This is a genomic window from Pantoea sp. JZ2 (assembly GCF_035191405.1).
GTDB lineage: Bacteria > Pseudomonadota > Gammaproteobacteria > Enterobacterales > Enterobacteriaceae > Pantoea > Pantoea stewartii.
In genome coordinates this window covers 523,419-548,426 of record NZ_CP045247.1, presented here as the reverse complement: position 1 = coordinate 548,426, position 25,008 = coordinate 523,419, and the positions used below count along the sequence as shown (strand labels likewise).

The following is a 25,008-nucleotide window of genomic DNA, read 5'->3' as shown; positions in this document are numbered from 1 at the left end:
AATATGTCAACTAACGCCGCGCAACAACATAAAATCGTCAGGGTAAGTTCGGTTTGGCAATCTCAAACAATATAACTGGTCAGCGACGGCTCCTGCTTGCATAAGCGGTGCCAGTCAACAATCGGCATTCGCACATGCAACCCCACACTGCCGTCCTCTTCGTTCCACTCTTTTTCAATCGCCTGCAACTGATAGAAACGGCTGCGTAAGCGCCCCGCATCCGGTGGCAAACGTAAATCGTACTGGGCAATCTCGCCCGACAGACGCTCGGACAGCGCCTGCCATAACAGCGGAATCCCCGCCCCCGTCTGCGCAGAGAGCCATACTCGCACCGGCAGGTTATTTTCGTCACGGTCAATGCGCGGTTCAAAACCGTCCAGCATATCGATCTTATTCATGATCAGTAACGCGGGAATTTCATCGGCTTCGATTTCTTCAAGCACCTCATTGACAGCATCTATGTTTTCATTGACCCGTACGTCGGCTGCATCGATCACATGCATCAGCAACGTGGCCTGGCGGGTTTCCTGCAAGGTAGCTTTAAATGCGGCCACTAAATCATGCGGCAGATGGCGGATGAAGCCGACGGTATCGGCCAGCACAACTTCACCGACATCGGCAACATTCAGGCGACGCAGCGTGGGATCCAGCGTGGCAAACAGCTGATCCGCGGCATAAACGTTGGCAGAGGTGATGGCGTTAAAAAGGGTAGACTTGCCGGCGTTGGTGTAACCCACCAGCGAGACAGTCGGCACATCGGCTTTAGCGCGCGCCTGTCGTCCCTGCTCGCGCTGTTTTTCAACGCGTTCCAGACGTGACAAAATCTGGCTGATACGGCCACGCAATAAACGGCGGTCGGTTTCTAACTGCGTTTCACCCGGGCCACGCAGGCCAATACCGCCTTTCTGGCGTTCAAGGTGCGTCCAGCCTCTTACCAGGCGTGTTGCCAGGTGACGCAACTGCGCCAGCTCAACCTGCAATTTCCCCTCATGGGTACGTGCACGTTGGGCAAAAATATCAAGAATCAGGCCAGTGCGGTCGATAACACGGCACTCGCACAGGCGCTCAAGATTACGTTCCTGAGCGGGCGTTAAGGCATGATCGAAAAGGACGACCGATGCTCCACTTGTTTTTACCGCATCGGCAATTTCAACGGCTTTTCCTTCACCGACAAAATACTTGGGATGTGGCGCTTTACGACTGCCGGTGACAACCTGCAGTGCTTCAACGCCAGCAGAAGAAACCAGGGTTTCGAATTCCTGTAAATCTTCGAGCTCTTTGTCTTGGGAGAACCAGATGTGTACCAGTACGGCCTGCTCACCGGCATCATAACGGTCAAACAAGCTATAACCTCGCTTATATAAAAAGACCAGGACGGAAAACCTGAGGCTTTCCAGTCCTGGTTAAACGGTGCCGCCTTACTCTGCGTTATCACCGTCTTGTTGTGGCTGCGACTGAGCAGACGTATTGCTGCCGCCGTGATGGTAATTGTTGTTGCTGCCACCGCCGGTATTGTTGCTATGGTGAGAAACCGGACGTGAAGGCACAACAGTAGAGATGGCATGCTTATACACCATCTGACTTACCGTGTTTTTCAACAAAATAACGAACTGATCAAAGGATTCAATCTGACCTTGCAGCTTGATACCGTTGACCAAATAGATCGAAACCGGAACACGTTCACGACGCAGTGCGTTCAGAAACGGGTCTTGTAATGATTGCCCCTTAGCCATTCTATCTTTTCCTTATATGCTTGTTGTTTGTTGCTTGTAGAACACAGTGGTTCTGAAAAAAACTGCGTAAAAATTTGCGCACGTAACTTGCCAATTGTACACAATCACCCATGCTTCGCACTAACAACCTGAAGTACTGTATCACGCGCTAAGTGAGGTTCATCACTGTCTAACCAGTGAATGTTCTCCCAGCCACGTAACCAGGTCATCTGCCGTTTAGCGAGTTGCCGGGTTGCGCAAACTCCCCGATAAACCATTTCGTCGTAGTCGATCTCGCCCGCTAAATAAGACCACATCTGGCGATAGCCGACACAACGAATGGAAGGCATATCCGTATGCAAATCACCTCGTGCAAACAGGGCCCGAGACTCCGCTTCAAATCCTGACGCCAACATCTGGTCGAAACGCAACGCGATGCGTTGATGCAACAGCTCGCGGCTCGCGGGGGCGATAGCAAACTGGTGAACATCGTAAGGGAGCGCTTCGCCGGAAATTTTAGTCAGTTCCGTTAAAGTTTTACCCGAAATAAAAAAAACTTCCAGTGCTCGCGAAAGTCTCTGCGGATCATTCGGATGAATACGACTGCCTGCGACCGGATCAATTTCGCAAAGTTGACGATGTAAAGCTTCCCAGCCTTTTTCACTCGCCATTTGCTCTATTTTTTGGCGGACATCCGGATCGGCCGAGGGCAGCGGCGACAATCCTTCAAGTAACGCCTTGAAGTAGAGCATAGTTCCACCAACAAGCAACGGAATTCGTCCATGCTGAACGATATCCGCCATTTCTGCTAACGCGTCTCGCCGAAACTCCGCTGCCGAATAGGCCTCAGCAGGATCGCGAATGTCCAGCAAACGATGGGGTGCCAGCGCCAGTTCCTCCGCAGAAGGCTTCGCCGTACCGATGTTCATCTCTCGATAAATCAGAGCAGAATCTACGCTGATCAGTTCCACCGGCAACTGTTTACGCAGCTCAATCGCTAATGCGGTTTTGCCTGACGCTGTCGGCCCCATCAAAAAAATCGCCTTTGGCCGGCCAGCCTGGTTTAATTCACTCATGCTTCAACGCGTTTATCGCGCTCTCAATCTCGATGGCTTGCAACAAGCCTGAAGGTGGCGATTTCAGCAGCTGTGGACAAAGCCTTTCCAGCTCCGTCAACAGCGTAATCGCCTGGGAGTGATTCCAGTTCTGAGGCTCTGCATCCTCTCGTCGCGCCAGCCACTGGGCCAGCTGCGTCGCAGAGTTCTCTTGCTGTCGGGCGAGATAGCCTAACAGTTCAGGAATCAAGATTTGTAAATTTTGTGTTCGTAACGGTAAAGGCACGGCGCGCAAGATAATGTGGTCGCCCTCCGGATGCAAATCAATGCCCATCTGGTTAAGCAGACTGAGATTGTCCTGTGCCGCCTTGCGCTCTGCCGAGGCGATTTTTAACCGCACAGGAATCAAAAGCGGTTGTGCTTTTAATCCACCTTCCTGCGGCTCTAACTGGGCCTGTTTTAACCACCGCGCCGCCACGGGCAGGGCTAATAACAGTAAAGTCTGGTCCTGCTCCAGCACGGCATACTGATCTGCCAGCACCGTCAGTACGCGACCAAAACTGTGCAGATGCGCTTTCACAGGCGCTGGCGTGATCGTCGCCTCACGTGGCGGCGAGACCGGCGCTTTTGCCGCAGTGGCAGGAGGGGCTGCGGTATCCAGCAACTGCTGATAAACCTTGCCTTCACGCGGGCGATAACCCGGCTCTTTACTTTGCCAACCCGCCCCACCGGTTGTGCCACCACTGTTACGCGGCGTTGCCGCAGGCTGGCTGAAATGATTGCCGCCTGCGGCCTGGCGGTTTTCCTGTTGCCAGCGTGGTGCAGGCTCCTCCGCCTGTACGGCTGGCAGAACGGGCGCCGCACTTTCCTGCAAGACGCTCATGACGCCCTGGTAGATAAAATCATGCACCAGACGTGACTGATGAAAACGCACCTCATGTTTTGCCGGGTGGACGTTGACGTCGACCTGGTGAGGATCGATCGTCAGATAAAGCACATAGGCGGGCTGTTGATCGTCCTGCAACTGGCTCTGAAACGCCTGCCGGATGGCATGGTTGATGAGCTTGTCACGCATCATGCGGCCATTAACATAACAGTACTGGATGTCGCTGATCTGACGAGAACCGGCGGGATCGGCAACCCAGCCGCGCAGAGCTAAATCGTCATGCTGCCAGTCGATTCGCAGTGCGTGCTGCATGAAGGTCGTGCCACAAATCGCGCCAAGGCGACGTTCACGCTGGCGCTCATCGTTAACCGCCCGGTACTGACGCATCAGCTTGCCGTTATGGTTCAGAGAAATCGCCACGTCAAACCGCGCCAGCGCAATGCGACGGATGACTTCATCAATATGACCAAACTCGGTTTTCTCAGTACGCATAAACTTGCGGCGCGCTGGCGTATTGTAAAAAAGGTCAAGGACTTCCAGCGTCGATCCACAGGGATGTGCGGCAGGCTTGAGGGTCACCTGCATATCACGGCCTTCCGCGTACGCCTGCCAGGCTTCGCTTTGTTCGGCCGTGCGCGACGTCAGCGTCAGGCGGGAAACCGAGCTGATACTGGCCAGCGCTTCCCCACGGAACCCCAGGCTCATAATGGCTTCCAGATCGTCCAGCGATGCAATTTTGCTGGTTGCATGGCGAGCCAGCGCCATCGCGAGTTCATCTTTTGCGATACCACAGCCGTTATCGCGGATGCGGATGAGTTTTGCACCGCCCTTTTCGATATCCACATCTATTCGCGTTGCCCCCGCATCAAGGCTGTTTTCCACCAGTTCCTTCACAACCGATGCGGGGCGCTCAACCACTTCTCCGGCGGCAATCTGGTTAGCGAGTTGCGGCGGTAAAATTTGTATTGGCATGCGGGATATCCTTGTAGCTGGTTGCCCGGCCTGCTGGCCGGGCCCACAATCAGGATGCAGGGATTTTCAGGTTTTGACCCAACATCACGTTGGTTGATTTCAGGTTATTCGCCTGAAGAATCGATTTCGGGCTGACACCGTAATGGGCGGCGATGCTGCTCAGTGAATCACCACGAACCACCTTATGTCGGATCGGGCGACGGGGAGTCGTTGCAGCTGGCGTTGTCCTGCTGGCTACCGCGCTGGCAGGCACTTTCAGTCGCTGTCCCACCCAGACGACATCGCGCTTCAGGGTATTCATCTGCCGTAACGTTGCCATACTTACGCCATATTTTGCTGCAATACCGGACAGCGTCTCTCCACGTGTCACGGTATGCCGCTGCACAGCGCCCGTATACTGCGTCTCACCGGTAGCCGGATTACTGGCTACGCTGACCGCTGGCGACGAGCCCAGCGGCCGGTTTTCCTCCTTTGGGACCGATTGTAGCGGGTGCGCCAGGAAATAAGCGCGCAGTCCTTTATATATTGACTGTGCAATCTTATCCTGGTGTGCGCTACTGCCGAGCAGTCGCTCCTCCGAGGCATTACTGATAAATCCGGTTTCCACCAGAAGCGACGGAATATCCGGCGAACGCAACACGCCAAGGCTGGCATGCTCCGGTAAACGTTTGTGTAACGACGTCACACCGCGCAACTGTTGGATGACTTTCACCGCAATGTCATATCCGACGCGCTGCGAGTGACCAAACTGGAGATCAAGCACCGCCTGGCTCAGATAAGGATCGGCCTGGCTGTTGGCCAGTAAATCGCCGGCCCCGCCCAGAAGTTCAGACTGTTTCTCTTTTTGCTCCAGCCAGTTCGCCATCTCACTGTTTGCACGACGGTTAGACAAGACCCAGACCGAGGCACCTGTGGCCGCATGGCTGGGGGCAGCATCCGCATGGATAGAGACCAGCACGTTGGCATTCGCTTTACGCGCCACGTCTGACCGGCCCATCACTGAAATAAAGTAGTCGCCATCACGCGTCAATACACCTTTAAACATCGGATCATTGTTTAAAAGCACCTTCAATTTACGCGCAATCGCAATAGTGACGTTTTTCTCTTTCAGGCCGTGCTGCCCAATTGCGCCGGGATCCTGACCGCCATGTCCCGCATCAATGGCGACAATCACCGTATCGTTGCGGCTGGACGTGCCACCCGGTACGGCCGTGCTATTGGTATTGGTTACCGTAGTGACCGGATTCGCATTGAACGGATTGCTGGCATTGCGTTGTCGCGTTCGGATGGGCTGGGATTCTGCCACGGCAGCAGGTGCGCTGCGCGTAACGGCGGGATGCTTACCCTGAATAGTAAAGACAACGCTGTAATTGCTGCCATTGCGCTGTGTCACTGCGCGGGTTTTTCCCGACTGCGTTAGCTCAAAAACCAGCCGGATACTTTGTTTATCTTTTGGCGTGCTGGTACGAATACGCTTTACGATGTTATCGCCGCTAAACGTTAGGGGTAGCCCTTTAATCACGCCACTTTGACGGATATCCAGAACAACGCGGTCGGGATTATGTAGGGGAAAATAGGCATAAACCGGCTGGCCAGAAAAACTGAGCGTTACTGTCGCCTGATTCCCGCCATTTGATACCTGAATGTCCGATAAATTAGCGGCAAACAGCGGACCCGCAACCAGTAGCAATCCTGCCACGATAACTGTTTTCATCCATGACATCATGCCGGTGCCCTGCCTTGTTCGATCTGCGTCACCCAGCGCTGTCCCTGCTCGGAATGTGCCACCAGTTCGGCCTCGCGTGCCTCATTGACATAACGCAGCGTTAAGGCGATATCCGGGGAAGGCAAAATACCGGCACCCTGTTGCGGCCACTCCACCAGACAAATCGCGTCATTGGTGAAGTAATCACGAATCCCCATGAACTCGAGTTCTTCCGGATCGGCAAGGCGATAAAGATCAAAATGATAGACAGCACGCCCGTCCAGAACATACGGCTCAACCAGCGTATAGGTCGGACTTTTCACATTGCCCACGTGGCCGGATGCCTGTAAGAAACCGCGGCTGAATGTGGTTTTTCCCGCACCGAGGTCGCCGTAAAGATAGATAACCGCCGCCTTGCCACAGGCATGCGCCAGTTGAGCACCCAGGTCGAGTGTTGCCGCCTCAGTGGGCAAAGGTATAACACAGCTCTTCATGCTTCTTGATTCATCTCTGGATTAACAAACTGCCACAGCAGATCAAATAAGTCTGATGCCAGCATACCGCGCGTGCCCCATAGTGCCGCTCGCTTATCAGCGGCAGCACCGTGAGCGACACAACCTGCGCAGGCAGCATCAAACAGCGCCAATTTTTGTCCCATCAACGAGGCAATAATACCGGTGAGCACATCACCCATACCACCCGATGCCATTCCTGCATTACCCACATCGGCAAAAGCCATCTGACCACTTTCACTGGCAATAATAGTGCCGGCACCTTTTAAGACCACGACACCACCATAGCGTTTCACCAGTTCCTGTGCAGCATGTAAGCGGTCACTTTCAATTTCGCTGGTTTTAACACCCAGCAAGCGAGCCGCTTCGCCTGGATGCGGCGTTATAATGCGATTCTGACGTTTCTCTGCCTTTATTGCCAGCAAGTTAAGCGCATCAGCATCCCAAAGCATCGGCTTTTCAGCGCTTTTAACCTTCTCCAGTGCATTCTGGCCCCATTCACGCTGTCCCAGCCCCGGTCCAATCGCAATGACATCCGCCCAGGCGATGCCGTCATCCAGGCGCGTATCCGTCAGCTCGTCCACCATCACTTCCGGGCGCGCGGTAAGAATGGGTGCAATATTATCCTTGTGAGTAAGTACTCGCACCAAGCCGCTACCGGTGCGTAGCGCTGCTTCCGCAGACATCCGAATAGCGCCCGCGGTTCCACTGTCCCCACCAATAATCAGCAGGCGGCCCTGATCGCCTTTATGGGAGGTCGCCTTACGCGGCTTAAGCCACTGGCGTAAACTGTGTGCATCGTATCGGGCCATGGGGGGCTGCTGTGCTGCCAGAAAGTCGTGTAAACCCAGACCGGCGAAATAAAGTTGTCCGACACAATCCCGTGCTTTACCGGTGAGCTGTCCGGGTTTTAACGCGATCACGCTCACCGTATGCGTGGCTTCTGTCGCCTCACCCGGCGTCGTGCCGTTTTCTGCCGACAGGCCGGATGGCATATCGATGGCCACGACCGGCGCGCTATGCTCATTGATCTGTGCAATCAGGGTGGATAAAGGCTCAACCGGCGCCCGTGAAACGCCAGTGCCTAACAACGCGTCTACGATCACGTCGACGTTTTCAGGCCAGGCGGCGTCGGGCGCGTGAATTTCGCCGCCCGATTCAAGCCATCCGTCTCGCGCAGTACGCGCTTCGTCGGGTAAAGGTTTACTGCCATCGCACGCCAGCAACGTCACCTGTTTACCTGCAGCCTGAGCCAACCGGGCGACAACATAGCCATCGCCTCCGTTGTTGCCGTGACCGCACAACACCAGCCAGTGCTGAGCTTCTGGCCAGTGCGCCATAATATGTTCATATACCGCCTGACCTGCACGTAACATCAGCTCGTAGAGCGTAATGCCCAGCGCATCTGCCCCCTCGCGCTCAAGTTGTTTCAGCGCCTGCGCAGGCCAGACAGAGTGTGGTAAACTGCCGCGGTTTCTCTTCGGATTCTGGTTAGTCATGTCATACCCTCTGGATCTTGATCAACTCGCTCAACACATTAAGCAGTGGGGACGCGATCTGGGCTTTCAGCAGGTCGGTATTACCGATACCGATCTCAGCGCAGAAGAACCGCGCCTGCAAGCCTGGCTGGATAAGCAGTACCATGGCGAAATGGAATGGATGGCCCGCCATGGAATGATGCGCGCACGTCCGCATGAACTGCTACCCGGCACGCTGAGGGTGATCAGCGTTCGCATGAACTACTTGCCCGCGAAAGCCGCGTTTGCCAGCACGCTGAAAAACCCACAGTTGGGTTATGTCAGCCGTTACGCGCTGGGCCGCGATTACCACAAAGTATTGCGCAATCGCCTGAAAAAGCTTGGAGAAATGATCCAGACGTACTGTGGCGAAAGCCAGTTTCGCCCGTTTGTGGATTCTGCGCCGCTGCTTGAACGCCCGCTGGCGGCGAAAGCCGGACTGGGCTGGACCGGTAAACATTCGCTGATCCTGAATCGTGAAGCCGGTTCGTGGTTTTTTCTGGGTGAACTGCTGATTGATCTGCCCCTTCCCATCGATACGCCGCAGGAAGAACAGTGTGGGCGCTGCGTTGCCTGCATGACCATTTGCCCGACGGGCGCGATTATTGAACCCTATACCGTCGATGCGCGACGTTGCATTTCCTACCTGACGATCGAACTCGAAGGAGCTATACCGGAGGAGTTTCGGCCGCTCATGGGAAACCGGATTTATGGCTGTGACGACTGTCAGTTGATTTGCCCCTGGAATCGCTATGGGCAGTTGACTGACGAAGCCGATTTTTCGCCCCGCGCCGCGCTGCATGCCCCAGAGTTAACCGCGCTGTTTCAGTGGGATGAAGCTAAATTCCTGCGCATTACTGAAGGGTCCCCTGTTCGGCGCATTGGTTATCAGCGCTGGTCCCGTAATATTGCCGTCGCGCTGGGCAATGCACCCTGGCATACAGAGATCCTTAGCGTCCTTGAGCAACGACGTGGCGAAAGCGATCTGCTGGACGAACATATTGAGTGGGCCATCACGCAACAGTTACATAAGCGAAAAGCGCTGGCGATCGATGTTCAACCCGCGCAGCAAAAACGGCTGGTGAGAGTCATTGAAAAGGGATTACCACGTGATGCCTGATTGCGCAACTGTCCAGAAGGCGCGGATTTCCACATCCTGTGAATAAAAATAAAAACGCGTTGTCATTCAATCGTAATAACACAACTGACAGAAAAGGATAACATAATGAAATATTATTATTTCATTAAAAATCAGCAACTTAAATAAAATTTGTGTTATTTTGCAAATGCGTCTACCGTCTGGCTTAATTCACAAACCTGTGGATAACTCTGTTTAAAACAAAATTTTAGAAGGGCGAAAACGGCACAGACAACGCGATAACGGCTGTGGATAACTGGACTGAATTGTCGTTGATACTGCTGCCAGCCTGACAGGCTGTTAACAAAAACGTGACGATAAATCTGGAGCGGGAAACGAGACTCGAACTCGCGACCCCGACCTTGGCAAGGTCGTGCTCTACCAACTGAGCTATTCCCGCATAGAAGGGCACTGCAAAACACATTTTGGAGCGGGAAACGAGACTCGAACTCGCGACCCCGACCTTGGCAAGGTCGTGCTCTACCAACTGAGCTATTCCCGCATAGTAGGATACTGCTAAACATCATTTGGAGCGGGAAACGAGACTCGAACTCGCGACCCCGACCTTGGCAAGGTCGTGCTCTACCAACTGAGCTATTCCCGCGCCTTGTACCGTCATAAATTCTTCACCGGTACGGGGTGCGCATTATACGAGAAATCGCTGCTGCTGCAAGATGCTGACAACAAAATTTTGCGCTTTTAACGCGTTTGCTGATTATTGCAGCAACATGGCGATTTCCTGTGCACCCTTTGCTGGTTAAAGCTGCAAAAAGTGTTGACGGTAATAAGCAAGCTCGGCGACAGACTCACGAATATCGTCCAGTGCCTGGTGCGAACCCGTCTTTTTGAAGCCTGGCAGGATGTCTGGCTTCCAGCGGCGAGCCAGTTCTTTCAGTGTGCTGACATCCAGATAGCGATAATGGAAGTAGGCTTCCAGCTCCGGCATGTACTTAAACAAAAAACGGCGATCCTGACCGATACTGTTGCCGCAGATCGGCGAGGTATTGGCTGGCACCCACTGTTTCAGAAATTCGATCGTTGCCTTTTCAGCAGCACGGTCATCTGTCTGGCTGGCCTTAACGCGCGCAACCAGTCCACTGTTAGTATGAGTACGGACGTTCCAGTCATCCATCAGGCTCAGTTGTTCATCAGACTGATGAACCGCCATCACCGGCCCCTCCGCCAGAATATTCAGATCGGCATCAGTCACCAGAGTGGCAATCTCAATGATACGATCGCGTTCCGGATCGAGCCCGGTCATTTCCAAATCAATCCAGATTAAATTATTTTCGTTTCCAGTGGCCATGCTATTACCTGTGGTTGCTGAGTCGTCATTCGTCATCAATAAGGTGTATCATAGACGTTTTGCCCCTGTGGCGAAATCCAGCTAAACCGGTGAGGGTGAGTGAGTAAAAATAAACTGTCGAAAGGTCAACAACGCCGCGTAAGCGCTAACCACGATCGTCGTTTAAATCAGCGCAAAACGCGCCCGGAAGCGGACGATAATTTATTTGGTGAAGATGCTGAGGGCATTGTGGTCAGCCGATTTGGCATGCATGCCGATGTCGAAGACAGTGCGGGCATTACGCATCGCTGCAATATTCGCAGGACGATTCGTTCACTGGTGACGGGCGATCGTGTGGTCTGGCGCCCTGCCCTCAACGGCGGCAAAGGCATTGTTGAAGCGGTGCATGAGCGCACCAGCGTACTGACACGTCCTGATTTTTACGACGGCGTTAAACCTATTGCCGCGAACATCGATCAGATTATTATCGTGTCGGCCATTTTGCCCGAGCTCTCCCTGAACATAATTGACCGCTATCTGGTCGCCAGTGAAACGCTGGATATCGAGCCGCTGCTGGTGCTCAATAAAATCGACCTGCTGGATGATAAAGCCCGCGCGTTTGTCGATGAGCAAATGGCGATCTATCGCAAGATTGGTTATCGGGTCTTAATGGTCTCCAGCCATGAGAAAGCCGGTCTGAGTGAATTGCAGGCGGCATTGATTGACCGGATAAGTATCTTTGCGGGACAGTCCGGCGTCGGCAAGTCGAGCCTGTTGAATGCCCTGCTCGGTTTTGATCAACAGGAAGATACGGCCATTCTGACCAATGACGTGTCCGACGTGTCGGGTCTGGGTCAGCATACGACGACAGCATCCCGGCTTTATCATTTCCCCGACGGCGGCGATGTGATCGATTCGCCCGGCGTTCGTGAGTTCGGTTTATGGCATCTGGAGCCGGAACAAATCACCCGGGGATTTGTCGAATTCCGTGAGTTTTTAGGCGAATGCAAGTTCCGTGACTGCAAACATGGCTCGGACCCTGGCTGTGCCATCCGTGAAGCCGTTGAGCAAGGAAAAATCGACGCATCCCGCTTTGACAACTATCACCGCATTCTGGACAGTATGGCGCAGGTGAAAGTCCGGAAAAACTTTGCTGAGAGTGAAGATTAAGGCCAGTAACAGCGTAGTCGCCATCTGACCGGGGCGCTGCTACAATCCGCCCCCATTTTGTCAATGTTATAAAAGATAGCCAGGAGGCTAGGGTGTTTGATCGTTTTAAACTTGGCTTGAACCACATTCTCCCCAAAAAATGGCTGACTGAACTTGCTGGCTGGGGCGCAAGCCGTCGCGGCGGCTGGCTGACTAAGCTGGTGATTGACGGCTTCGTCTGGTTTTATAAAGTCGATATGACTGAAGCACGTAAACCGGATACCGCCAGTTACCGCACCTTCAACGATTTCTTCGTCCGCCCGTTAAAGGATGAGGCGCGCCCTGTGGATCCGGATGCGAGCCTGATTGCGCTGCCTGCGGACGGTGCCATCAGTCAACTTGGGCATATCGAAGGCGACCAGATTTTCCAGGCAAAAGGCCACTATTATACGATCGACGCGCTGCTGGCAGGGAACGAGCAACTGGCCGCGTTGTTTCGTGAGGGTGAATTTATCACGACGTATCTGGCACCGCGTGATTATCACCGCGTCCATATGCCGTGCAACGGCATCCTGCGTGAAATGATTTACGTGCCAGGCGATCTTTACTCAGTGAATCCTCTGACCGCACGCAACATCCCTAACCTGTTTGCCCGTAACGAACGGGTCATTTGTTACTTCGAGACCGATATGGGACCGATGGTACAGATCCTGGTGGGCGCGACTATCGTCGGGAGCATTGAAACCGTTTGGGCTGGCACGGTCACGCCACCACGCGAAGGCATTATCAAACGCTGGCACTATCCGGCCGCCGACCACGACGGTGCCGTTGTTCTGCTTAAAGGCCAGGAAATGGGCCGCTTCAAGCTGGGCTCGACCGTGATTAACCTGTTTGCGCCTGGCCGTGTCAGGCTGGCAGAAAGCCTTGAGGCCGAAAGCAAAGTCCGGATGGGACAACCTATGGCGGTCGCCCTGCCTCTGGCCACCGCACCGTCTGACGCTGTCGAATAAGAGTAAGCCCTGTGTTCGTACGCGCGTTCCTCTGTTTGCTGCTGAGCCTGGGGCTCAGCAGTACTACGTTTGCCGCCAGCCTGCCAGATGCCAGCCAGCTCAGACAACAGCTGGAAGAAGTCAAGTCCGCTAAAAACGCCACTTCGCAAACCGATCAGATTCAGTCGCTTGAAGCTGCACTGGCGGCCCTTTCTGAACGTGATGATGCCGTTGAGCGCGCGCAGCAGTATCAACAGGTCATTGATGATTTTCCGCGTCTGGCACGCGAGCTGAGACAGCAAATCGCCTCACTCAACGACAGTGTGAAGACGGTACGCAGCACAATGAGCAGTGCCGAGCTGGAACAAGAGATTCTGCAAATCAGCAGTCAGCTGATTGAGGAAGGACGCCAGGCTCAACAGGAGCAGGATCGGGCCCGCGAGATCAGCGATTCCCTGTCACAACTGCCGCAGCAGCAAACGGAAGCACGTCGGGCGCTGACGGAGAGCGAGCGACGTCTGCAGAGCGCGGGCAGCCCTGCCACGCCAGCCGGCCAGGCACAACTGATGGCCCGTCAGGCAGAAAATGCCGCGAATAAGGCCCGGGTGGATGAGTTTGAGCTGGCGCAGCTGTCGGCAAATAACCGTCAGGAACTGGCGCGCATGCGCGCCGAAGTCCACCAGCGTAAGGTCACCCAGCTCGATAATTATCTCCAGGCGCTGCGTAATCAACTTAATGAGCAACGTCAGCGCGAGGCAGAAACTGCACTGGCCCGGACAGAACAGCTGGCGGAAAACAGCGGTGATCTGCCGCCAGCGATCAGTAAACAATTTCACGTTAACCGCGAGTTATCTGGCGCACTGAATCAGCAGGCGCAGCGAATGGACCTGGTGGCCTCACAACAACGCCTCGCTACCAATCAAATCATTCAGGTCCGCCAGGCACTGTCCACGTTACGGGAACAATCTCAATGGCTGGGTGCATCCAGTCTTCTCGGTGATGCCCTTCGCGCGCAGGTCGCACGATTACCTGACATGCCGAAGTCTCAGCAGATCGACAATGAGATGGCCCAGCTTCGTGTTCAGCGACTGCATTATGAGGATTTGCTCGAACAGCAAAACGTATTGCGTAAGGCCCATCAGCCCGACGGACAGCCTTTTACCAGCGAACAAAAGCGGATTCTGGATGCGCAGCTTAAAACGCAACGCGAACTGCTTAACTCGTTGATTTCGGGCTGCGATACGCTGATTCTGGAGATCACCAAGCTGAAAGTGGCGAACACGCAGCTACAGGATGCGCTAACTGAAGTTAAAGACGCGACGCACCGCTACCTGTTCTGGACGGCCGATGTCAGCCCGATTTCGTTAAGTTATCCCCTCGATGTGGCTAATGGCCTGTCTCACCTGCTGACGCTGGACACACTGGGGCAGCTCGGTAAAGCGCTGGCCATGATGTTTACCAGCCGCAGCACGGTATTACCCATTCTCGGTGCGGTGCTGCTGGTCGGCTTCAGTCTCAGTACCCGCCGTCACTTCAATGCTTTCCTTGAACGCTCAGCCAGCAAAGTCGGTAAGGTGACGCAGGATCGTTTTCGCCTGACAATCCGTACCGTGTTCTGGTCGATTCTGGTGGCGCTGCCGCTGCCGGTACTCTGGGCTACGCTGGGATACGGCCTGCAAAATGCCTGGCCCTATCCTGTCGCCGTGGCGATAGGCGACGGCATCACCGCCACCTTACCTTTGCTGTGGATCTTTATGGTCAGCGCACAGTTTGCGCGCCCGAACGGCCTGTTCATCGTGCATTTTCGCTGGCCTCAGGTGCGTGTTGCACGCGCGATGCGCTATTACTCGTTGAGTATTGGCCTGATCGTGCCGCTGATCATGTTGCTGATTACCTTCGATAACCTTGACGATCGCCTGTTCTCCGCCACCCTGGGGCGGCTGTGCTTTATTTTGATCTGTGGCGCGCTCAGTATTGTGACGGTAAGCCTGAAGCGTGCGGGCATACCGCTTTATCTCGATAAAGAGGGCAGCGGCGAGAATATGATTAACCGCCTGCTGTGGAATCTAATGATTGCTATTCCACTGGTAGCCGCCCTTGCGTCAATGACGGGCTATCTTGATACCGCGCAGGCGCTGCTCGCCCGTCTGGAAACCTCTGTGGCGATCTGGTTTTTCCTGCTGGTGATTTACCACATCATTCGCCGCTGGATGCTGATTCAGCGACGCAGACTAGGCTTTGATCGCGCACGCCAACGCCGTGCCGATATGCTTGCCAACCGTGCGCGCAACGAAGAGGAGAAAGATCAGGCCGCACAAAATACGGACGTGATTGAAATTGAAGAGCCTGTTATCGACCTGGACGCCATCAGTGCCCAGTCGCTGCGTCTGGTACGCTCCATTTTGACACTTATCGCGCTGGTATCGGTCATCGTCCTGTGGTCAGAAATCCACTCTGCATTTGGTTTCCTTGAAAATATTCGTCTGTGGGACGTGAATACCTCCGTTCAGGGCGTCGAAAGCATTCAACCTATTACGCTGGGTGCCGTCCTGATTGCCATTCTGGTATTCGTGATTACCACACAACTGGTGCGCAATATGCCGGCTCTGCTTGAGCTTGCGTTACTGCAGCATCTTGATTTGTCACCGGGCACCGGTTATGCCATCACCACGCTGACAAAATATGTGCTGTTGCTGATCGGTGGCTTGCTGGGCTTCTCACTCATCGGCATTGAGTGGTCAAAACTACAATGGCTGGTTACCGGTCTGGGCGTCGGGCTGGGATTTGGTCTGCAGGAGATTTTCGCGAACTTTATTTCCGGCCTGATTATCCTGTTTGAAAAACCGATTCGTATCGGTGATACCGTGACCATCCGCGACCTTACCGGCAGCATTACGCGCATCAATACCCGCGCAACCACGATCACTGACTGGGATCGCAAAGAGATTATCGTGCCCAATAAGGCGTTCATTACTGAGCAGTTTGTTAACTGGTCGCTTTCCGATTCCGTCACGCGTGTGGTGCTGACCATCCCTGCCCCCGCAACCGTTAGCAGTGAAGAAGTCACTACCCTGCTTAAACAGGCGGCAGAGCGCTGCAGCTATGTGCTGGATACACCGCCACCTGAAGTGTTCCTGGTGGATTTACAGCAGGGAATTCAGTTGTTTGAACTGCGCGTGCATGCGGCGGAAATGGGCCATCGAATGCCGCTTCGCCATGAACTGCATCAGCTTATTTTACATGGCTTTGCAGAGCATGGCATTGAAATGCCGTTCCCGCCGTTCCAGATGCGTGTAGAAGCGCTGAGCCGAAAAACGCCGACAGGTAATAGCGCATCGACCACCCGAACGTTCCGCTCAGGTGGGCTCTGAGAATAAAAATTGCCGTAACGGGCCGGTTAAGAGCGGATTGGTGCGCAGCGAGACAGCTCGTAATCTTGTTCAGGTTAGGTATCAGAACGCAATAAAAAACGCCCGGTCGAACCGGGCGTTATGTTGTCTGAAACGCTTTATTGCTTCACAAAGGCTTCGCCCTGCGCGATATCTTTTTTCAGCGTTTCAAGCATGCCTTCCAGTGCCTGCTGTTCAAACGGACTTAATGCGCCGATGGGCTTGCGCTCAGCAACCCCATTCTTGCCCAGCAGCAGCGGTTGAGAGAAGAAGCGGGCATACTTTCCTTCACCTTCAACATAAGCACATTCCACTACGTTCGCTTCGCCATTCAATGCACGCACCAGCGATAATCCAAAACGGGCAGCTGCCTGGCCCATAGACAATGTAGCAGAGCCGCCACCGGCCTTGGCCTCAACGACCTCAGTACCCGCATTCTGGATACGTTTGGTCAGGTCAGCCACTTCCTGCTCACTGAAGCTGACGCCCGGCACCTGAGACAACAGTGGCAGGATGGTCACACCGGAATGCCCACCGACGACAGGCACTTCAACTTCGCCAGGTTGTTTACCTTTAAGCTCCGCAACGAAGGTGTTTGCACGGATGATGTCCAGTGTAGTGACACCGAACAGACGATTCTTATCGTAGACGCCGTGTTTTTTGAGCACTTCCGCCGCAATCGCCACGGTCGTATTAACAGGGTTGGTAATGACACCAATCAGCGCCTTAGGGGCGGTAGTCGCCACCTGCTCGATCAGGTTGCTGACGATGCCGGCGTTAACATTAAAGAGATCCGCACGATCCATGCCCGGTTTGCGTGCCACACCCGCGGAAATAAGCACAACGTCGGCCCCTTTCAGGGCTGGTTTCGCATCCTCACCGCTAAACCCCTGCACCTTTACTGCGGTGGGAATATGGCTGAGATCTACTGCCACGCCCGGCGTGACAGGCGCGATATCGTAAAGAGACAGTTCTGAACCTGCTGGAAGCTGGGTTTTGAGTAGAAGTGCGAGCGCCTGGCCTATGCCACCCGCGGCACCGAGAACGGCAACTTTCATTCATAACTCCTTATTAAGGTGGGGCAGAGAAGATCCGATATTCCATCTGTATCAGAGCGTAACCAACGGCTCAGTGGATGACGTTTGTCCGGTGCCTGCTCTACCTGCTTCAATACAGAAGCGCCGGATAAAAAATGACACATCATCTTCCTGTCCCTTACTCGCCAGGTTACTCACGCGAGTCAGGCAATTCCCGGTTCAGGCTTACTTTAGTAACAAATGATGAAGGCATCATTCTCACTAACAGGCTGTAAACATTATACCCGTGAACTGGCAACCGTATTATCCGCAGAAAGAGATCGGCAATGTACATTTTTATTTTCTTACCTCATCAATAATATAACACCTTTGCAACCTTTGCCTTTTCAGGCTGTGAGCTGGGTTTTGGTCTGAGGAGATTCTTTGCTATTATCGCCGCCCGCGATGATGACCTCGCAGTACAATTAACAACCGATTGCATAAAAATTCATTTATATGCATAATAATGTCTTTGCTGCGGCCTGGTTCGCGGTTTGTCTTACGTATACTGGTAAATTATGCGAAACCCATCGAAACAAGACGATCTGATTAAAGCCTTCAAGGCATTATTAAAAGAAGAAAAATTCAGCTCTCAGGGCGAGATTGTTCAGGCGCTTCAGGAAGACGGCTTCGAGAACATTAATCAGTCAAAAGTTTCTCGTATGCTGACGAAATTTGGCGCGGTGCGCACCCGCAATGCCAAAATGGAAATGGTTTACTGTTTACCTGCGGAACTGGGCGTGCCGACTACCACCAGTCCTCTGAAGAATCTGGTGCTTGATATTGACTATAACGATGCTCTGGTCGTGATTCATACCAGCCCGGGTGCCGCACAGTTAATTGCGCGTTTACTTGACTCATTAGGTAAGTCCGAAGGCATCCTGGGCACGATTGCAGGAGACGACACCATTTTTATCACGCCAGCACGCGCCTTTACTGTCAGGCAACTGCACGATGCTATTCTGGTATTGTTTGAACAAGAACTTTAGCCTTTATCTCTGACCGGCAGCGCATCTGCCGGTTGATCTGCAGCGCGTCCCTCCTTGTGTTCTCTTCTGTTTAAACGCTCTATTATCAACGAGTTGAGCCTATCTCATTGCCGCTATTTACCTTGTACTATTGGTCATACCCTTTATCCTGACTACTTTTCCACGCTATTTTATACTGCTCTACACCGCATCGATGGTGCTATCCTTTGAGGTTATGTTCACAAGCAGCCTGATCGACCATAAATTTCCGCACCAAAAGTTAAAGTTGCGCATCTTACTGTTTTTATAAGTAATTACCTGCCAAAGGCCGTTTTTTAACCGCTTTTAATAACGTTTAGTTATAAAAAAATCCCATAAGGTTAAAGTATGACTACAAAACATTATTAGGCAGATATTAATTTCTTCCGTTATTAGTCCTATACTTACTTTCGTGATGTGAATCACACTAATAAAAAAGAAGAACAGCCACGACGAGGACATCTTTCATGAAAATTAAAACTACCATCGCTGCTTTAAGCATTCTCTCTGCCCTGTCATTTGGTGCATCTGCAGCTGAATATGTTTCTGCTGCGGATGCTCAGAATCTGCACTCTGTCGGCACTGTGAGCGTTAGTGGTGTCGCCGGTGCGCCATCAGATATCAGACAGCAACTGAGTGAGAAAGCGGATCAACACGGCGCTAAAGCTTTTCGTGTTATCGAGGCTTACAACGATGGCAACTATCACGCCACCGCTGAGTTGTACAAATAAAAGCGTTTGAACTGACAGGTAACCAGATGAGACCACATGCTCACTGGTTAATTAACATTGCTGGAGAAGAGTAATGAAAACCACATTAACCTTTGCCGCCCTGAGTTTGGCTTCGCTCCTGTCCTTTGGTGCCCATGCCGCCAGCCCGGTAACAAATCAACAGGCGCAGGAGATGAACCTGCAGCCCCTGAATCAAACCATCACCGTCAGCGGCATCGACGGCGATCAGACGAATGTTCGCCAGGTTCTGTCTCAAAAGGCAGATGCCCAGGGTGCGGGTCACTATCGCGTCATTGAAAATAATCGCGACGATACGTTCCACGTTACCGCTGAACTTTATAAGTAATGCATCGACGGCAATCGTGCCGCATCTGAAATTAATCGACAACCCGCTCTGTGTTTTGACTCCGTAGGTTGTTGACAGTTATGAGGAAATAAACATGAACATCAAAGCAACCATCGCAACAGTAAGTCTTCTTTCTGCTATGACATTCGGCGCTTCCGCTGCACAGCTGGTGACCGCCGAACAAGCACAGAACTTACAACCTGCCGGAACCGTAAGCATCAGCGGTGTAGCAGGCTCTCCGATTGATTATCGTGCTCAGCTGTCTCAAAAAGCTGATGAGCAAGGCGCAAGCGCTTACAAAATCATTGAAGCAAATACCGGTGACAGCTATCACCTCACCGCACAGCTTTATAAATAGTTCCTCGTCTGTTCATGACGAACCCTTTAGCCCCGATCGCCGGGGCTTTTTTCTGTCTGAAACGGCGAGGCAGAACCTGACAGCCGTAAGGCGCAGGAAAACGGACATCGGCTAACGATCGCGCCAGCGGCACAACACTCAGGCGCGTTAAAAGAAAGGAACTGGCTTTCGCATGAGGTGCTCTGACGCGAAATGGGTGACGTATTTAATGACAGAGTTGCGCTAAGTCGTCATCAGAGAGTGCTGTCATCTCGGCGACAACACGGGGATGCAAACCATTTTGCAGCATCGTGCGTGCGATCTTCAGCGCGGCCGCACGCTCTCCCTCGCTGCGTCCTTTCTCCAGACCACGTTGCTCACCGAGCTGAATTCCTTCTTTTAAACCTTGCTGAATGCCCTTTTCAATGCCTTTCTGCTCAAGCTGCTGTGCAATAGTCATCAATGCATCCTCATGTTGCGGTACTCGCTGTGCCAGCGTCCTGACGAAAATGTCGGCGTCGGCTGTTTCGCCTGCCTGCAAGAGATAGTGTACCAACGATATCACTTGCGATGAAGAGAGATATCCAGCCAGTAAGACGGGGGCCAGCTTATCGATGAGTTCTGTCAACTCTCTTTGATGTATATGCTTTTGCAGCAATGTTAAAGCCGCCATGCTGCGGTGACCGAAAATGTCCTCATCCGGAATAACCGTCACGTCCACCAGCGGAAAAGCGTTGCCATACAGTTCACTGGCGAGCACAGGCATTGCAAACTCATCAAGCCAGCGGGTACTGTAAGGATACGGGCTACGTTTGCCGCTATAGAACAGAACCGGGATGACTAACGGTAGCCGTTTGTTCCCTGCGTCAAGATGCCGCTGCATTGCCGCAATGGCATAGCGCATCAGTCTGAACGCCATATGCTTATCCGGTGATGACTGGTGTTCGATTAAGACATGGATGTAGCCATCCTCTCTGCTTGTGGTTTTCATGCTATACAGCACATCGCTGAAATATTGCCGCAGATCCTCCTCCACAAAAGCACCCGATTCCAGTTTTAATGTATTCAGATCGCACAGGGCGAGCAGCGCTGCGGGAAGGTGCAGTTCCATAAAATCACGGGCAATCGTAGGCTGGGACAAAAATTGCCGGAAAGTCGCATCATGTGGCGTGGGCGTGCCTCTTTTACTTTTCATGTGACCTGTCCTGATGATTGGCGGGCAGAGTATCACGACCAGAAAAAGCGAGGCGTCAGTAAGCGTTAACGTTGCGAGGATGCTCGAGAAATAATGTTTACTTACGCGGACAAGGCATTAAGCCTGATGATCACAGCCGACCTTAGCGTGTTGAAGATGAGAGCACGTTAAATTGCAGTTGCCCTTCCAGTTCCTCCTCCGCCTCGTCGAACAGCAGAATCAAGGCACCGTAGCGCCGCTTCTGTCCCTGCCCCAGGTTCACAAACTCTATTTTGATGGGCAAAGGTAGCCCTCTGCAGACAATCACGTCCCACAATCCATCCAAATCGCAGATATAGCGCGCTTTCAGGGAAAAGCGTTCACAGAATTGCCGGAAGAAATGGGCCTGATCGACAATCTCATTAAAATCAAAACGCTCGACTCTCATACAGGTGACTCCTGTTATTCGTCGCTGGGCGGCCCGGTGCCGCCCAGATAGCCGTTTAACTTAAACCGCCAAGGTGCAGCGCTTTGACCTCAAGGTACTCTTCCATTCCCAGTACCGATCCTTCCCGGCCCAGTCCCGACGCTTTCACACCGCCGAAGGGGGCCAGCTCTGTCGAGACGGCACACTCATTGATGCCTATCATCCCACTTTCCAGCGCCGAGGAAACGCGGAAGACGCGTTGCAGATTCTGCGTATAGAAATACGCCGCCAGCCCGTATTCGGTTTGGTTCGCCCGACGAATAACCTCGTCTTCATCATCAAACCGGAAGCACGCCGCAACCGGGCCAAATGTTTCTTCCTGAGCCAGCTTCATGCCTTCATGCGCATCGACGATGACCGTAGGCTGCCAGAAATTGCCGCCCAGCGCATGTGGCTTACCGCCCGCGAGCACCTTGCCACCCTGGGCAACCGCATCGTTAACATGTTCTTCCACTTTTTCTAACGCCGAACGCTCAATTAACGGTCCGACAATGACGCCGCTGTCCATACCGTTACCCACTTTGAGTTTATTGACCTCATCTGCCAGTTGGGTTGTGAAACGCTCATAGATCGCATTATGAACAAAAAAACGGTTTACGCTGACGCACACCTGGCCCGCGTTACGGAATTTATTGGCAATAGCGCCCTGAACGGCAGCATCAATATCTGCATCCTCAAATACGATATAGGGCGCGTTGCCCCCCAACTCCATCGACACTTTTTTCATGGTCTCGGCCGCATTGCGCATCAACGTTTTGCCCACCGCCGTCGAACCGGTGAATGAGATTTTACGTACGGCGTTGCTCGCCATAATCGCATCGCTGATAGCATGCGTATCCCCTGCCACGCCGTTAAGCACGCCGTCCGGGATACCGGCTTTCTTTGCCAAAGCCAGCAAGGCAAACGCAGAAAGCGGCGTATTGTTGGCAGGCTTGATGATCCCTGTACATCCAGCTGCCAACGCCGGACCTAACTTACGGGTCAACATGGCCATCGGGAAGTTCCACGGGGTGATCGCCGCTACAACACCAACGGGTTCCCGCGTGGCCAGGATACGCGACCCCGCTTTAGCAGGCGGAATGATTTCACCATTGGCTCGTTTGGCCTGCTCGGCAAACCACTGGATGAAACTGGCGGCGTACTCAACCTCGCCTTCCGCTTCTTTAAGCGGTTTGCCCTGCTCCATTGTCATGAGCTCAGCAAGCCAGCGTTTGTTTTCAATGATTAACGTATACCAGCGGTAAAGCAGCGCTGAACGCGCTTTAGCCGTCTGCGCCCGCCAGGCGGGAAAGGCATCTTGTGCAGCCTTAATCGCGTCTTCGGTTTCCTTTTTACCGGCTTTCGCCACCTGAGCAACAACGTCCCCCGTTGCAGGATTGGTTACGTCAAAAGTCGACGTCGTCCTCAGCCACTGCCCGTTGACTAAATAGCCGGTCTGGAACAGTTCGCTGTCTTGCAGTGAAGAAGGCATCTGCGTTACTCCTGTCAGTTTGTTTTTACTTCAGGAAAGTATAGATGGCAAAAATGACAGGTCGGGGAAGGAAGGAAAGTGAAAGGGCCGCCAGCATGGCTGACGGCCCAAATTCAGATTTGGACGAGCGTATTTTGATACTTTGAAAGCATCTCAGACAGCCGTTTCACCGGCTCGGTAACACTGTCCGGTGCATCATAAAGGGCCAGCTTTTCCTGATAGACATCCAGCTCGCGCAGCAAGCGTTGGAAATAATAACGGCGTTTCTCATCACTACGGACGGCAATGATACGATCGGCCGTGTGCCGTAACTGGCGGTGGAAGGCGGAAAGCTCCGCATTAATCGGCACGTCTGCCGCACGCAATCGTTGATGTCCAATGATTAACGTCAGGGCGATGCGGTATTTGTCGATGTCACCGGGAAACAGGTTAAGCAATAAGAAGAGCTGCTGGTACAATGCTGGCAAATGGTTTTCACGCCGGCGCGCCTTATTGGTTGTCATTGCCGACACCGCAGCATACATAAAGCGGTTAAGCAATTTACGTCCTGTTCGCGCTTTCGATTTATCACGGATCAGCAGAATCACCATTAAGGCAAGAAAACTCCCGATCCACTGCCCCAGTGCGTTATCGATAAAAACCGTAAAGTTGAACTGCATCGGATTATCCAGCACCAGGACGTTAATCGTACCGGCCATCGCGCCCAGCGTACCAATCTGGCGGCGTTGAATGAGAATGCCTGAAATAAAGCCCAGTAAACCGATGGCAATGCACAGCAGCAGAGCGCTTTGCTGCGTATTGGGCAAGATGTACATAAAATAAAGCGCCCCCAGCGGTATCGCGACCGTCATGCCATAAACGAAGTCTTTCGCCATCATGAGCGGATTAGGCATGCGCATCGCCAGGGCGGTAATCACGCCAAGCATGACCATACAGCCACTACCTGAAGTCCAGCCGGTATAGAGCCAGAATAATGAGCCCAGTGCCGTCGCCACAAACGTACGAATACCATTTATCATCGCATGGTGGGTTTCTGCCGAACGCGCCTGAATCACGACTTCTCGCTGGAGAATGCGCGCTTCCAGATCGGTAATACGACTATTGCTCTTCACACCATGAATCAACAGCTGGTATTCCGTTGCGGCACTCATCCAACTCCCCAACGTTTCCGGCACGGTTTTACTGCTGGCTGCCATGAGTCGCCGCATCGTTTTCAGACGTTTATGCACATCTTCTGGCGTCGTGGCCTCTTTTTCCGTCAGCACGCGATACTGCGTGGGAATGTACTCAGGACGTGAGTTCTGAATCAAAAACGTTTCCGCCGCCTGTGTAATCAGCGTCAGCGATAGCGTGTTTAGCATCTGCAGACGGCGGCTGGTATTTTGCCAGCGTGACGACTCCATCATTAACTGGCTACGCATACTGCTCAGCGCCGTTGTGCGTCGTACCAGCGCACTCCAGGCTTTATCGACTTCCTCTTTGTCCTGATGCGCCACACACAGTTGCAGCAACCGGTAATGGGCCACCAGCAGCGACGTCACCTCGGCATCAATCACTTTTTTAATGGAGCGCGGGGAAAAAATCATATCTGCCAGAATGGCGCAAAGGATGCCCAGGATAATTTCGCTACAGCGTTCCACCGCATATTGCGGAACCAGCGTAAGGCCGCCGCTGGCGTTTGCCGTGACCACGATAATTAATGCGGTATAGCCCGCGAGACCGAGCGCATAGGAATTTTCGACTTTAATCAGCGACGAAAGCCATACGCAAAAACCGGCCCAGATACAGCACAGCAACAGCATGACCACTGGCGCTCGCACAGTGGCAATCATGATAACCAGAGCGGCAACACAGCCAATTAAAGTACCGATAATACGCAGAAGACCGCGATAGCGTAATGCGCCAGAGTAGGGATCGCCTCCTGCCGCAAACGCCGTTCCCCCTGCAACAATCCCGGCGGTCATCACTGCCCAGCGCGGTGTTTCAAGGTTGAGATGAAAGCCGATCATCAACGCTGCCACCAGCGCAAAGGTCAGCTTTATCGGGAAACGCAGAAATTCGATCATATCG

At 53.2% G+C, this 25,008-nt stretch carries 21 protein-coding genes and 3 tRNA genes; 8 read left to right on the top strand and 16 right to left on the bottom strand.

The window, feature by feature from the left end; genetic code table 11:
* Nucleotides 1–62: 62 nt before the first annotated feature.
* The 7 genes from hflX to nnr form a co-directional block, all read right to left on the bottom strand.
* Nucleotides 63–1,343: a ribosome rescue GTPase HflX gene (gene hflX, locus GC087_RS02695; protein ID WP_006120942.1), complete on the bottom strand. Its 1,281-nt coding sequence runs from the start codon at nucleotides 1,341–1,343 to the stop codon at nucleotides 63–65.
* Nucleotides 1,344–1,418: 75 nt separating this feature from the next.
* The gene (hfq, locus tag GC087_RS02690; protein ID WP_033740039.1) at nucleotides 1,419–1,733 is read right to left on the bottom strand and encodes an RNA chaperone Hfq; all 315 of its coding nucleotides are present in this window, start codon (nucleotides 1,731–1,733) and stop codon (nucleotides 1,419–1,421) included.
* A 104-nt stretch (nucleotides 1,734–1,837) separates the two neighbouring features.
* Nucleotides 1,838–2,788 (bottom strand): tRNA (adenosine(37)-N6)-dimethylallyltransferase MiaA, encoded by a 951-nt coding sequence (gene miaA, locus GC087_RS02685; RefSeq protein WP_006120944.1) that lies wholly within the window; start codon nucleotides 2,786–2,788, stop codon nucleotides 1,838–1,840.
* Complete coding sequence (mutL, locus tag GC087_RS02680) at nucleotides 2,781–4,625, bottom strand: DNA mismatch repair endonuclease MutL (protein ID WP_039341770.1); 1,845 nt, start codon at nucleotides 4,623–4,625, stop codon at nucleotides 2,781–2,783. Before mutL ends, miaA begins: the two co-directional genes overlap by 8 nt.
* A 49-nt stretch (nucleotides 4,626–4,674) precedes the next feature.
* On the bottom strand, nucleotides 4,675–6,351 hold the full coding sequence (gene amiB, locus GC087_RS02675) for an N-acetylmuramoyl-L-alanine amidase AmiB (protein ID WP_205952345.1): 1,677 nt from the start codon (nucleotides 6,349–6,351) through the stop codon (nucleotides 4,675–4,677).
* Nucleotides 6,348–6,824, bottom strand: a complete 477-nt coding sequence (tsaE, locus tag GC087_RS02670) for a tRNA (adenosine(37)-N6)-threonylcarbamoyltransferase complex ATPase subunit type 1 TsaE (protein ID WP_033740042.1) — start codon at nucleotides 6,822–6,824, stop codon at nucleotides 6,348–6,350. Before tsaE ends, amiB begins: the two co-directional genes overlap by 4 nt.
* Nucleotides 6,821–8,341 carry a bifunctional ADP-dependent NAD(P)H-hydrate dehydratase/NAD(P)H-hydrate epimerase gene (gene nnr, locus GC087_RS02665; RefSeq protein ID WP_054633012.1) on the bottom strand — a complete coding sequence of 507 codons (1,521 nt, stop codon included), beginning with the start codon at nucleotides 8,339–8,341 and terminating at the stop codon, nucleotides 6,821–6,823. The genes tsaE and nnr overlap by 4 nt, the downstream gene beginning before the upstream one ends.
* On the opposite strand from nnr, the gene queG reads away from it, so the two are divergent.
* Complete coding sequence (gene queG / locus GC087_RS02660) at nucleotides 8,340–9,479, top strand: tRNA epoxyqueuosine(34) reductase QueG (protein ID WP_324029559.1); 1,140 nt, start codon at nucleotides 8,340–8,342, stop codon at nucleotides 9,477–9,479. The genes nnr and queG overlap by 2 nt on opposite strands.
* Before the next feature lie 342 nt (nucleotides 9,480–9,821).
* Here the strand turns inward: queG and GC087_RS02655 are convergent.
* The 4 genes from GC087_RS02655 to orn all read right to left on the bottom strand — a co-directional run bounded on the left by GC087_RS02655 (nucleotide 9,822) and on the right by orn (nucleotide 10,803).
* Nucleotides 9,822–9,897 (bottom strand) — tRNA-Gly (locus tag GC087_RS02655).
* 26 nt (nucleotides 9,898–9,923) lie between these two features.
* A tRNA-Gly gene (locus GC087_RS02650) sits at nucleotides 9,924–9,999 on the bottom strand.
* Between the two features lie 26 nt (nucleotides 10,000–10,025).
* Nucleotides 10,026–10,101, bottom strand: a tRNA-Gly gene (locus tag GC087_RS02645).
* A 153-nt stretch (nucleotides 10,102–10,254) separates the two neighbouring features.
* Nucleotides 10,255–10,803: an oligoribonuclease gene (orn, locus tag GC087_RS02640; RefSeq protein ID WP_006120954.1), complete on the bottom strand. Its 549-nt coding sequence runs from the start codon at nucleotides 10,801–10,803 to the stop codon at nucleotides 10,255–10,257.
* Between the two features lie 99 nt (nucleotides 10,804–10,902).
* Here orn and rsgA point away from each other — a divergent pair, with 99 nt between their 5' ends.
* The 3 genes from rsgA (at nucleotide 10,903) to mscM (ending at nucleotide 16,291) form a co-directional block, all read left to right on the top strand.
* Entirely contained in the window at nucleotides 10,903–11,952 is a 1,050-nt protein-coding gene (gene rsgA / locus GC087_RS02635; protein WP_033740048.1) for a small ribosomal subunit biogenesis GTPase RsgA, read from the top strand.
* Nucleotides 11,953–12,044: 92 nt separating this feature from the next.
* The gene (gene asd / locus GC087_RS02630; RefSeq protein ID WP_033740050.1) at nucleotides 12,045–12,941 is read left to right on the top strand and encodes an archaetidylserine decarboxylase; all 897 of its coding nucleotides are present in this window, start codon (nucleotides 12,045–12,047) and stop codon (nucleotides 12,939–12,941) included.
* Nucleotides 12,942–12,952: 11 nt separating this feature from the next.
* Nucleotides 12,953–16,291 carry a miniconductance mechanosensitive channel MscM gene (mscM, locus tag GC087_RS02625; protein ID WP_324029557.1) on the top strand — a complete coding sequence of 1,113 codons (3,339 nt, stop codon included), beginning with the start codon at nucleotides 12,953–12,955 and terminating at the stop codon, nucleotides 16,289–16,291.
* A gap of 137 nt (nucleotides 16,292–16,428) precedes the next feature.
* Here the strand turns inward: mscM and mdh are convergent, their stop codons facing one another.
* The gene (gene mdh / locus GC087_RS02620) at nucleotides 16,429–17,367 is read right to left on the bottom strand and encodes a malate dehydrogenase (protein ID WP_006120961.1); all 939 of its coding nucleotides are present in this window, start codon (nucleotides 17,365–17,367) and stop codon (nucleotides 16,429–16,431) included.
* Nucleotides 17,368–17,903: 536 nt separating this feature from the next.
* On the opposite strand from mdh, the gene argR reads away from it, so the two are divergent.
* From argR to yhcN (GC087_RS02600), 4 genes are all read left to right on the top strand, one after another.
* Entirely contained in the window at nucleotides 17,904–18,374 is a 471-nt protein-coding gene (gene argR, locus GC087_RS02615; RefSeq protein WP_006120962.1) for a transcriptional regulator ArgR, read from the top strand.
* Between the two features lie 485 nt (nucleotides 18,375–18,859).
* A complete protein-coding gene (gene yhcN / locus GC087_RS02610) occupies nucleotides 18,860–19,123 on the top strand; it encodes a peroxide/acid stress response protein YhcN (RefSeq protein ID WP_039341751.1) in 264 nt (87 codons plus the stop codon).
* Nucleotides 19,124–19,196: 73 nt separating this feature from the next.
* Nucleotides 19,197–19,469: a YdgH/BhsA/McbA-like domain containing protein gene (locus tag GC087_RS02605; RefSeq protein ID WP_006120964.1), complete on the top strand. Its 273-nt coding sequence runs from the start codon at nucleotides 19,197–19,199 to the stop codon at nucleotides 19,467–19,469.
* Between the two features lie 94 nt (nucleotides 19,470–19,563).
* Complete coding sequence (gene yhcN / locus GC087_RS02600; RefSeq protein ID WP_006120965.1) at nucleotides 19,564–19,827, top strand: peroxide/acid stress response protein YhcN; 264 nt, start codon at nucleotides 19,564–19,566, stop codon at nucleotides 19,825–19,827.
* Nucleotides 19,828–20,032: 205 nt separating this feature from the next.
* Here the strand turns inward: yhcN (GC087_RS02600) and GC087_RS02595 are convergent, their stop codons facing one another.
* The 4 genes from GC087_RS02595 to aaeB form a co-directional block, all read right to left on the bottom strand.
* Nucleotides 20,033–21,001 (bottom strand): Rpn family recombination-promoting nuclease/putative transposase, encoded by a 969-nt coding sequence (locus tag GC087_RS02595; RefSeq protein WP_324029556.1) that lies wholly within the window; start codon nucleotides 20,999–21,001, stop codon nucleotides 20,033–20,035.
* Between the two features lie 142 nt (nucleotides 21,002–21,143).
* Nucleotides 21,144–21,428 carry a barstar family protein gene (locus GC087_RS02590; protein WP_033740055.1) on the bottom strand — a complete coding sequence of 95 codons (285 nt, stop codon included), beginning with the start codon at nucleotides 21,426–21,428 and terminating at the stop codon, nucleotides 21,144–21,146.
* Between the two features lie 55 nt (nucleotides 21,429–21,483).
* Nucleotides 21,484–22,938: an NAD-dependent succinate-semialdehyde dehydrogenase gene (locus GC087_RS02585; RefSeq protein ID WP_324029554.1), complete on the bottom strand. Its 1,455-nt coding sequence runs from the start codon at nucleotides 22,936–22,938 to the stop codon at nucleotides 21,484–21,486.
* Between the two features lie 113 nt (nucleotides 22,939–23,051).
* Entirely contained in the window at nucleotides 23,052–25,004 is a 1,953-nt protein-coding gene (aaeB, locus tag GC087_RS02580; RefSeq protein WP_039341742.1) for a p-hydroxybenzoic acid efflux pump subunit AaeB, read from the bottom strand.
* Nucleotides 25,005–25,008 lie beyond the last annotated feature (4 nt).

What these genes read in the sequence shown, in the direction of transcription:
- hfq (WP_033740039.1), bottom strand. Translation starts at nt 1,733, where the DNA reads ATGGCTAAGGGGCAATCATTACAAGACCCGTTTCTGAACGCACTGCGT.
- miaA (WP_006120944.1), bottom strand. Translation starts at nt 2,788, where the DNA reads ATGAGTGAATTAAACCAGGCTGGCCGGCCAAAGGCGATTTTTTTGATG.
- mutL (WP_039341770.1), bottom strand. Translation starts at nt 4,625, where the DNA reads ATGCCAATACAAATTTTACCGCCGCAACTCGCTAACCAGATTGCCGCC.
- amiB (WP_205952345.1), bottom strand. Translation starts at nt 6,351, where the DNA reads ATGATGTCATGGATGAAAACAGTTATCGTGGCAGGATTGCTACTGGTT.
- tsaE (WP_033740042.1), bottom strand. Translation starts at nt 6,824, where the DNA reads ATGAAGAGCTGTGTTATACCTTTGCCCACTGAGGCGGCAACACTCGAC.
- queG (WP_324029559.1), top strand. Translation starts at nt 8,340, where the DNA reads ATGTCATACCCTCTGGATCTTGATCAACTCGCTCAACACATTAAGCAG.
- nnr (WP_054633012.1), bottom strand. Translation starts at nt 8,341, where the DNA reads ATGACTAACCAGAATCCGAAGAGAAACCGCGGCAGTTTACCACACTCT.
- orn (WP_006120954.1), bottom strand. Translation starts at nt 10,803, where the DNA reads ATGGCCACTGGAAACGAAAATAATTTAATCTGGATTGATTTGGAAATG.
- mdh (WP_006120961.1), bottom strand. Translation starts at nt 17,367, where the DNA reads ATGAAAGTTGCCGTTCTCGGTGCCGCGGGTGGCATAGGCCAGGCGCTC.
- argR (WP_006120962.1), top strand. Translation starts at nt 17,904, where the DNA reads ATGCGAAACCCATCGAAACAAGACGATCTGATTAAAGCCTTCAAGGCA.
- yhcN (WP_039341751.1), top strand. Translation starts at nt 18,860, where the DNA reads ATGAAAATTAAAACTACCATCGCTGCTTTAAGCATTCTCTCTGCCCTG.
- GC087_RS02605 (WP_006120964.1), top strand. Translation starts at nt 19,197, where the DNA reads ATGAAAACCACATTAACCTTTGCCGCCCTGAGTTTGGCTTCGCTCCTG.
- yhcN (WP_006120965.1), top strand. Translation starts at nt 19,564, where the DNA reads ATGAACATCAAAGCAACCATCGCAACAGTAAGTCTTCTTTCTGCTATG.
- GC087_RS02595 (WP_324029556.1), bottom strand. Translation starts at nt 21,001, where the DNA reads ATGAAAAGTAAAAGAGGCACGCCCACGCCACATGATGCGACTTTCCGG.
- GC087_RS02590 (WP_033740055.1), bottom strand. Translation starts at nt 21,428, where the DNA reads ATGAGAGTCGAGCGTTTTGATTTTAATGAGATTGTCGATCAGGCCCAT.
- GC087_RS02585 (WP_324029554.1), bottom strand. Translation starts at nt 22,938, where the DNA reads ATGCCTTCTTCACTGCAAGACAGCGAACTGTTCCAGACCGGCTATTTA.
- aaeB (WP_039341742.1), bottom strand. Translation starts at nt 25,004, where the DNA reads ATGATCGAATTTCTGCGTTTCCCGATAAAGCTGACCTTTGCGCTGGTG.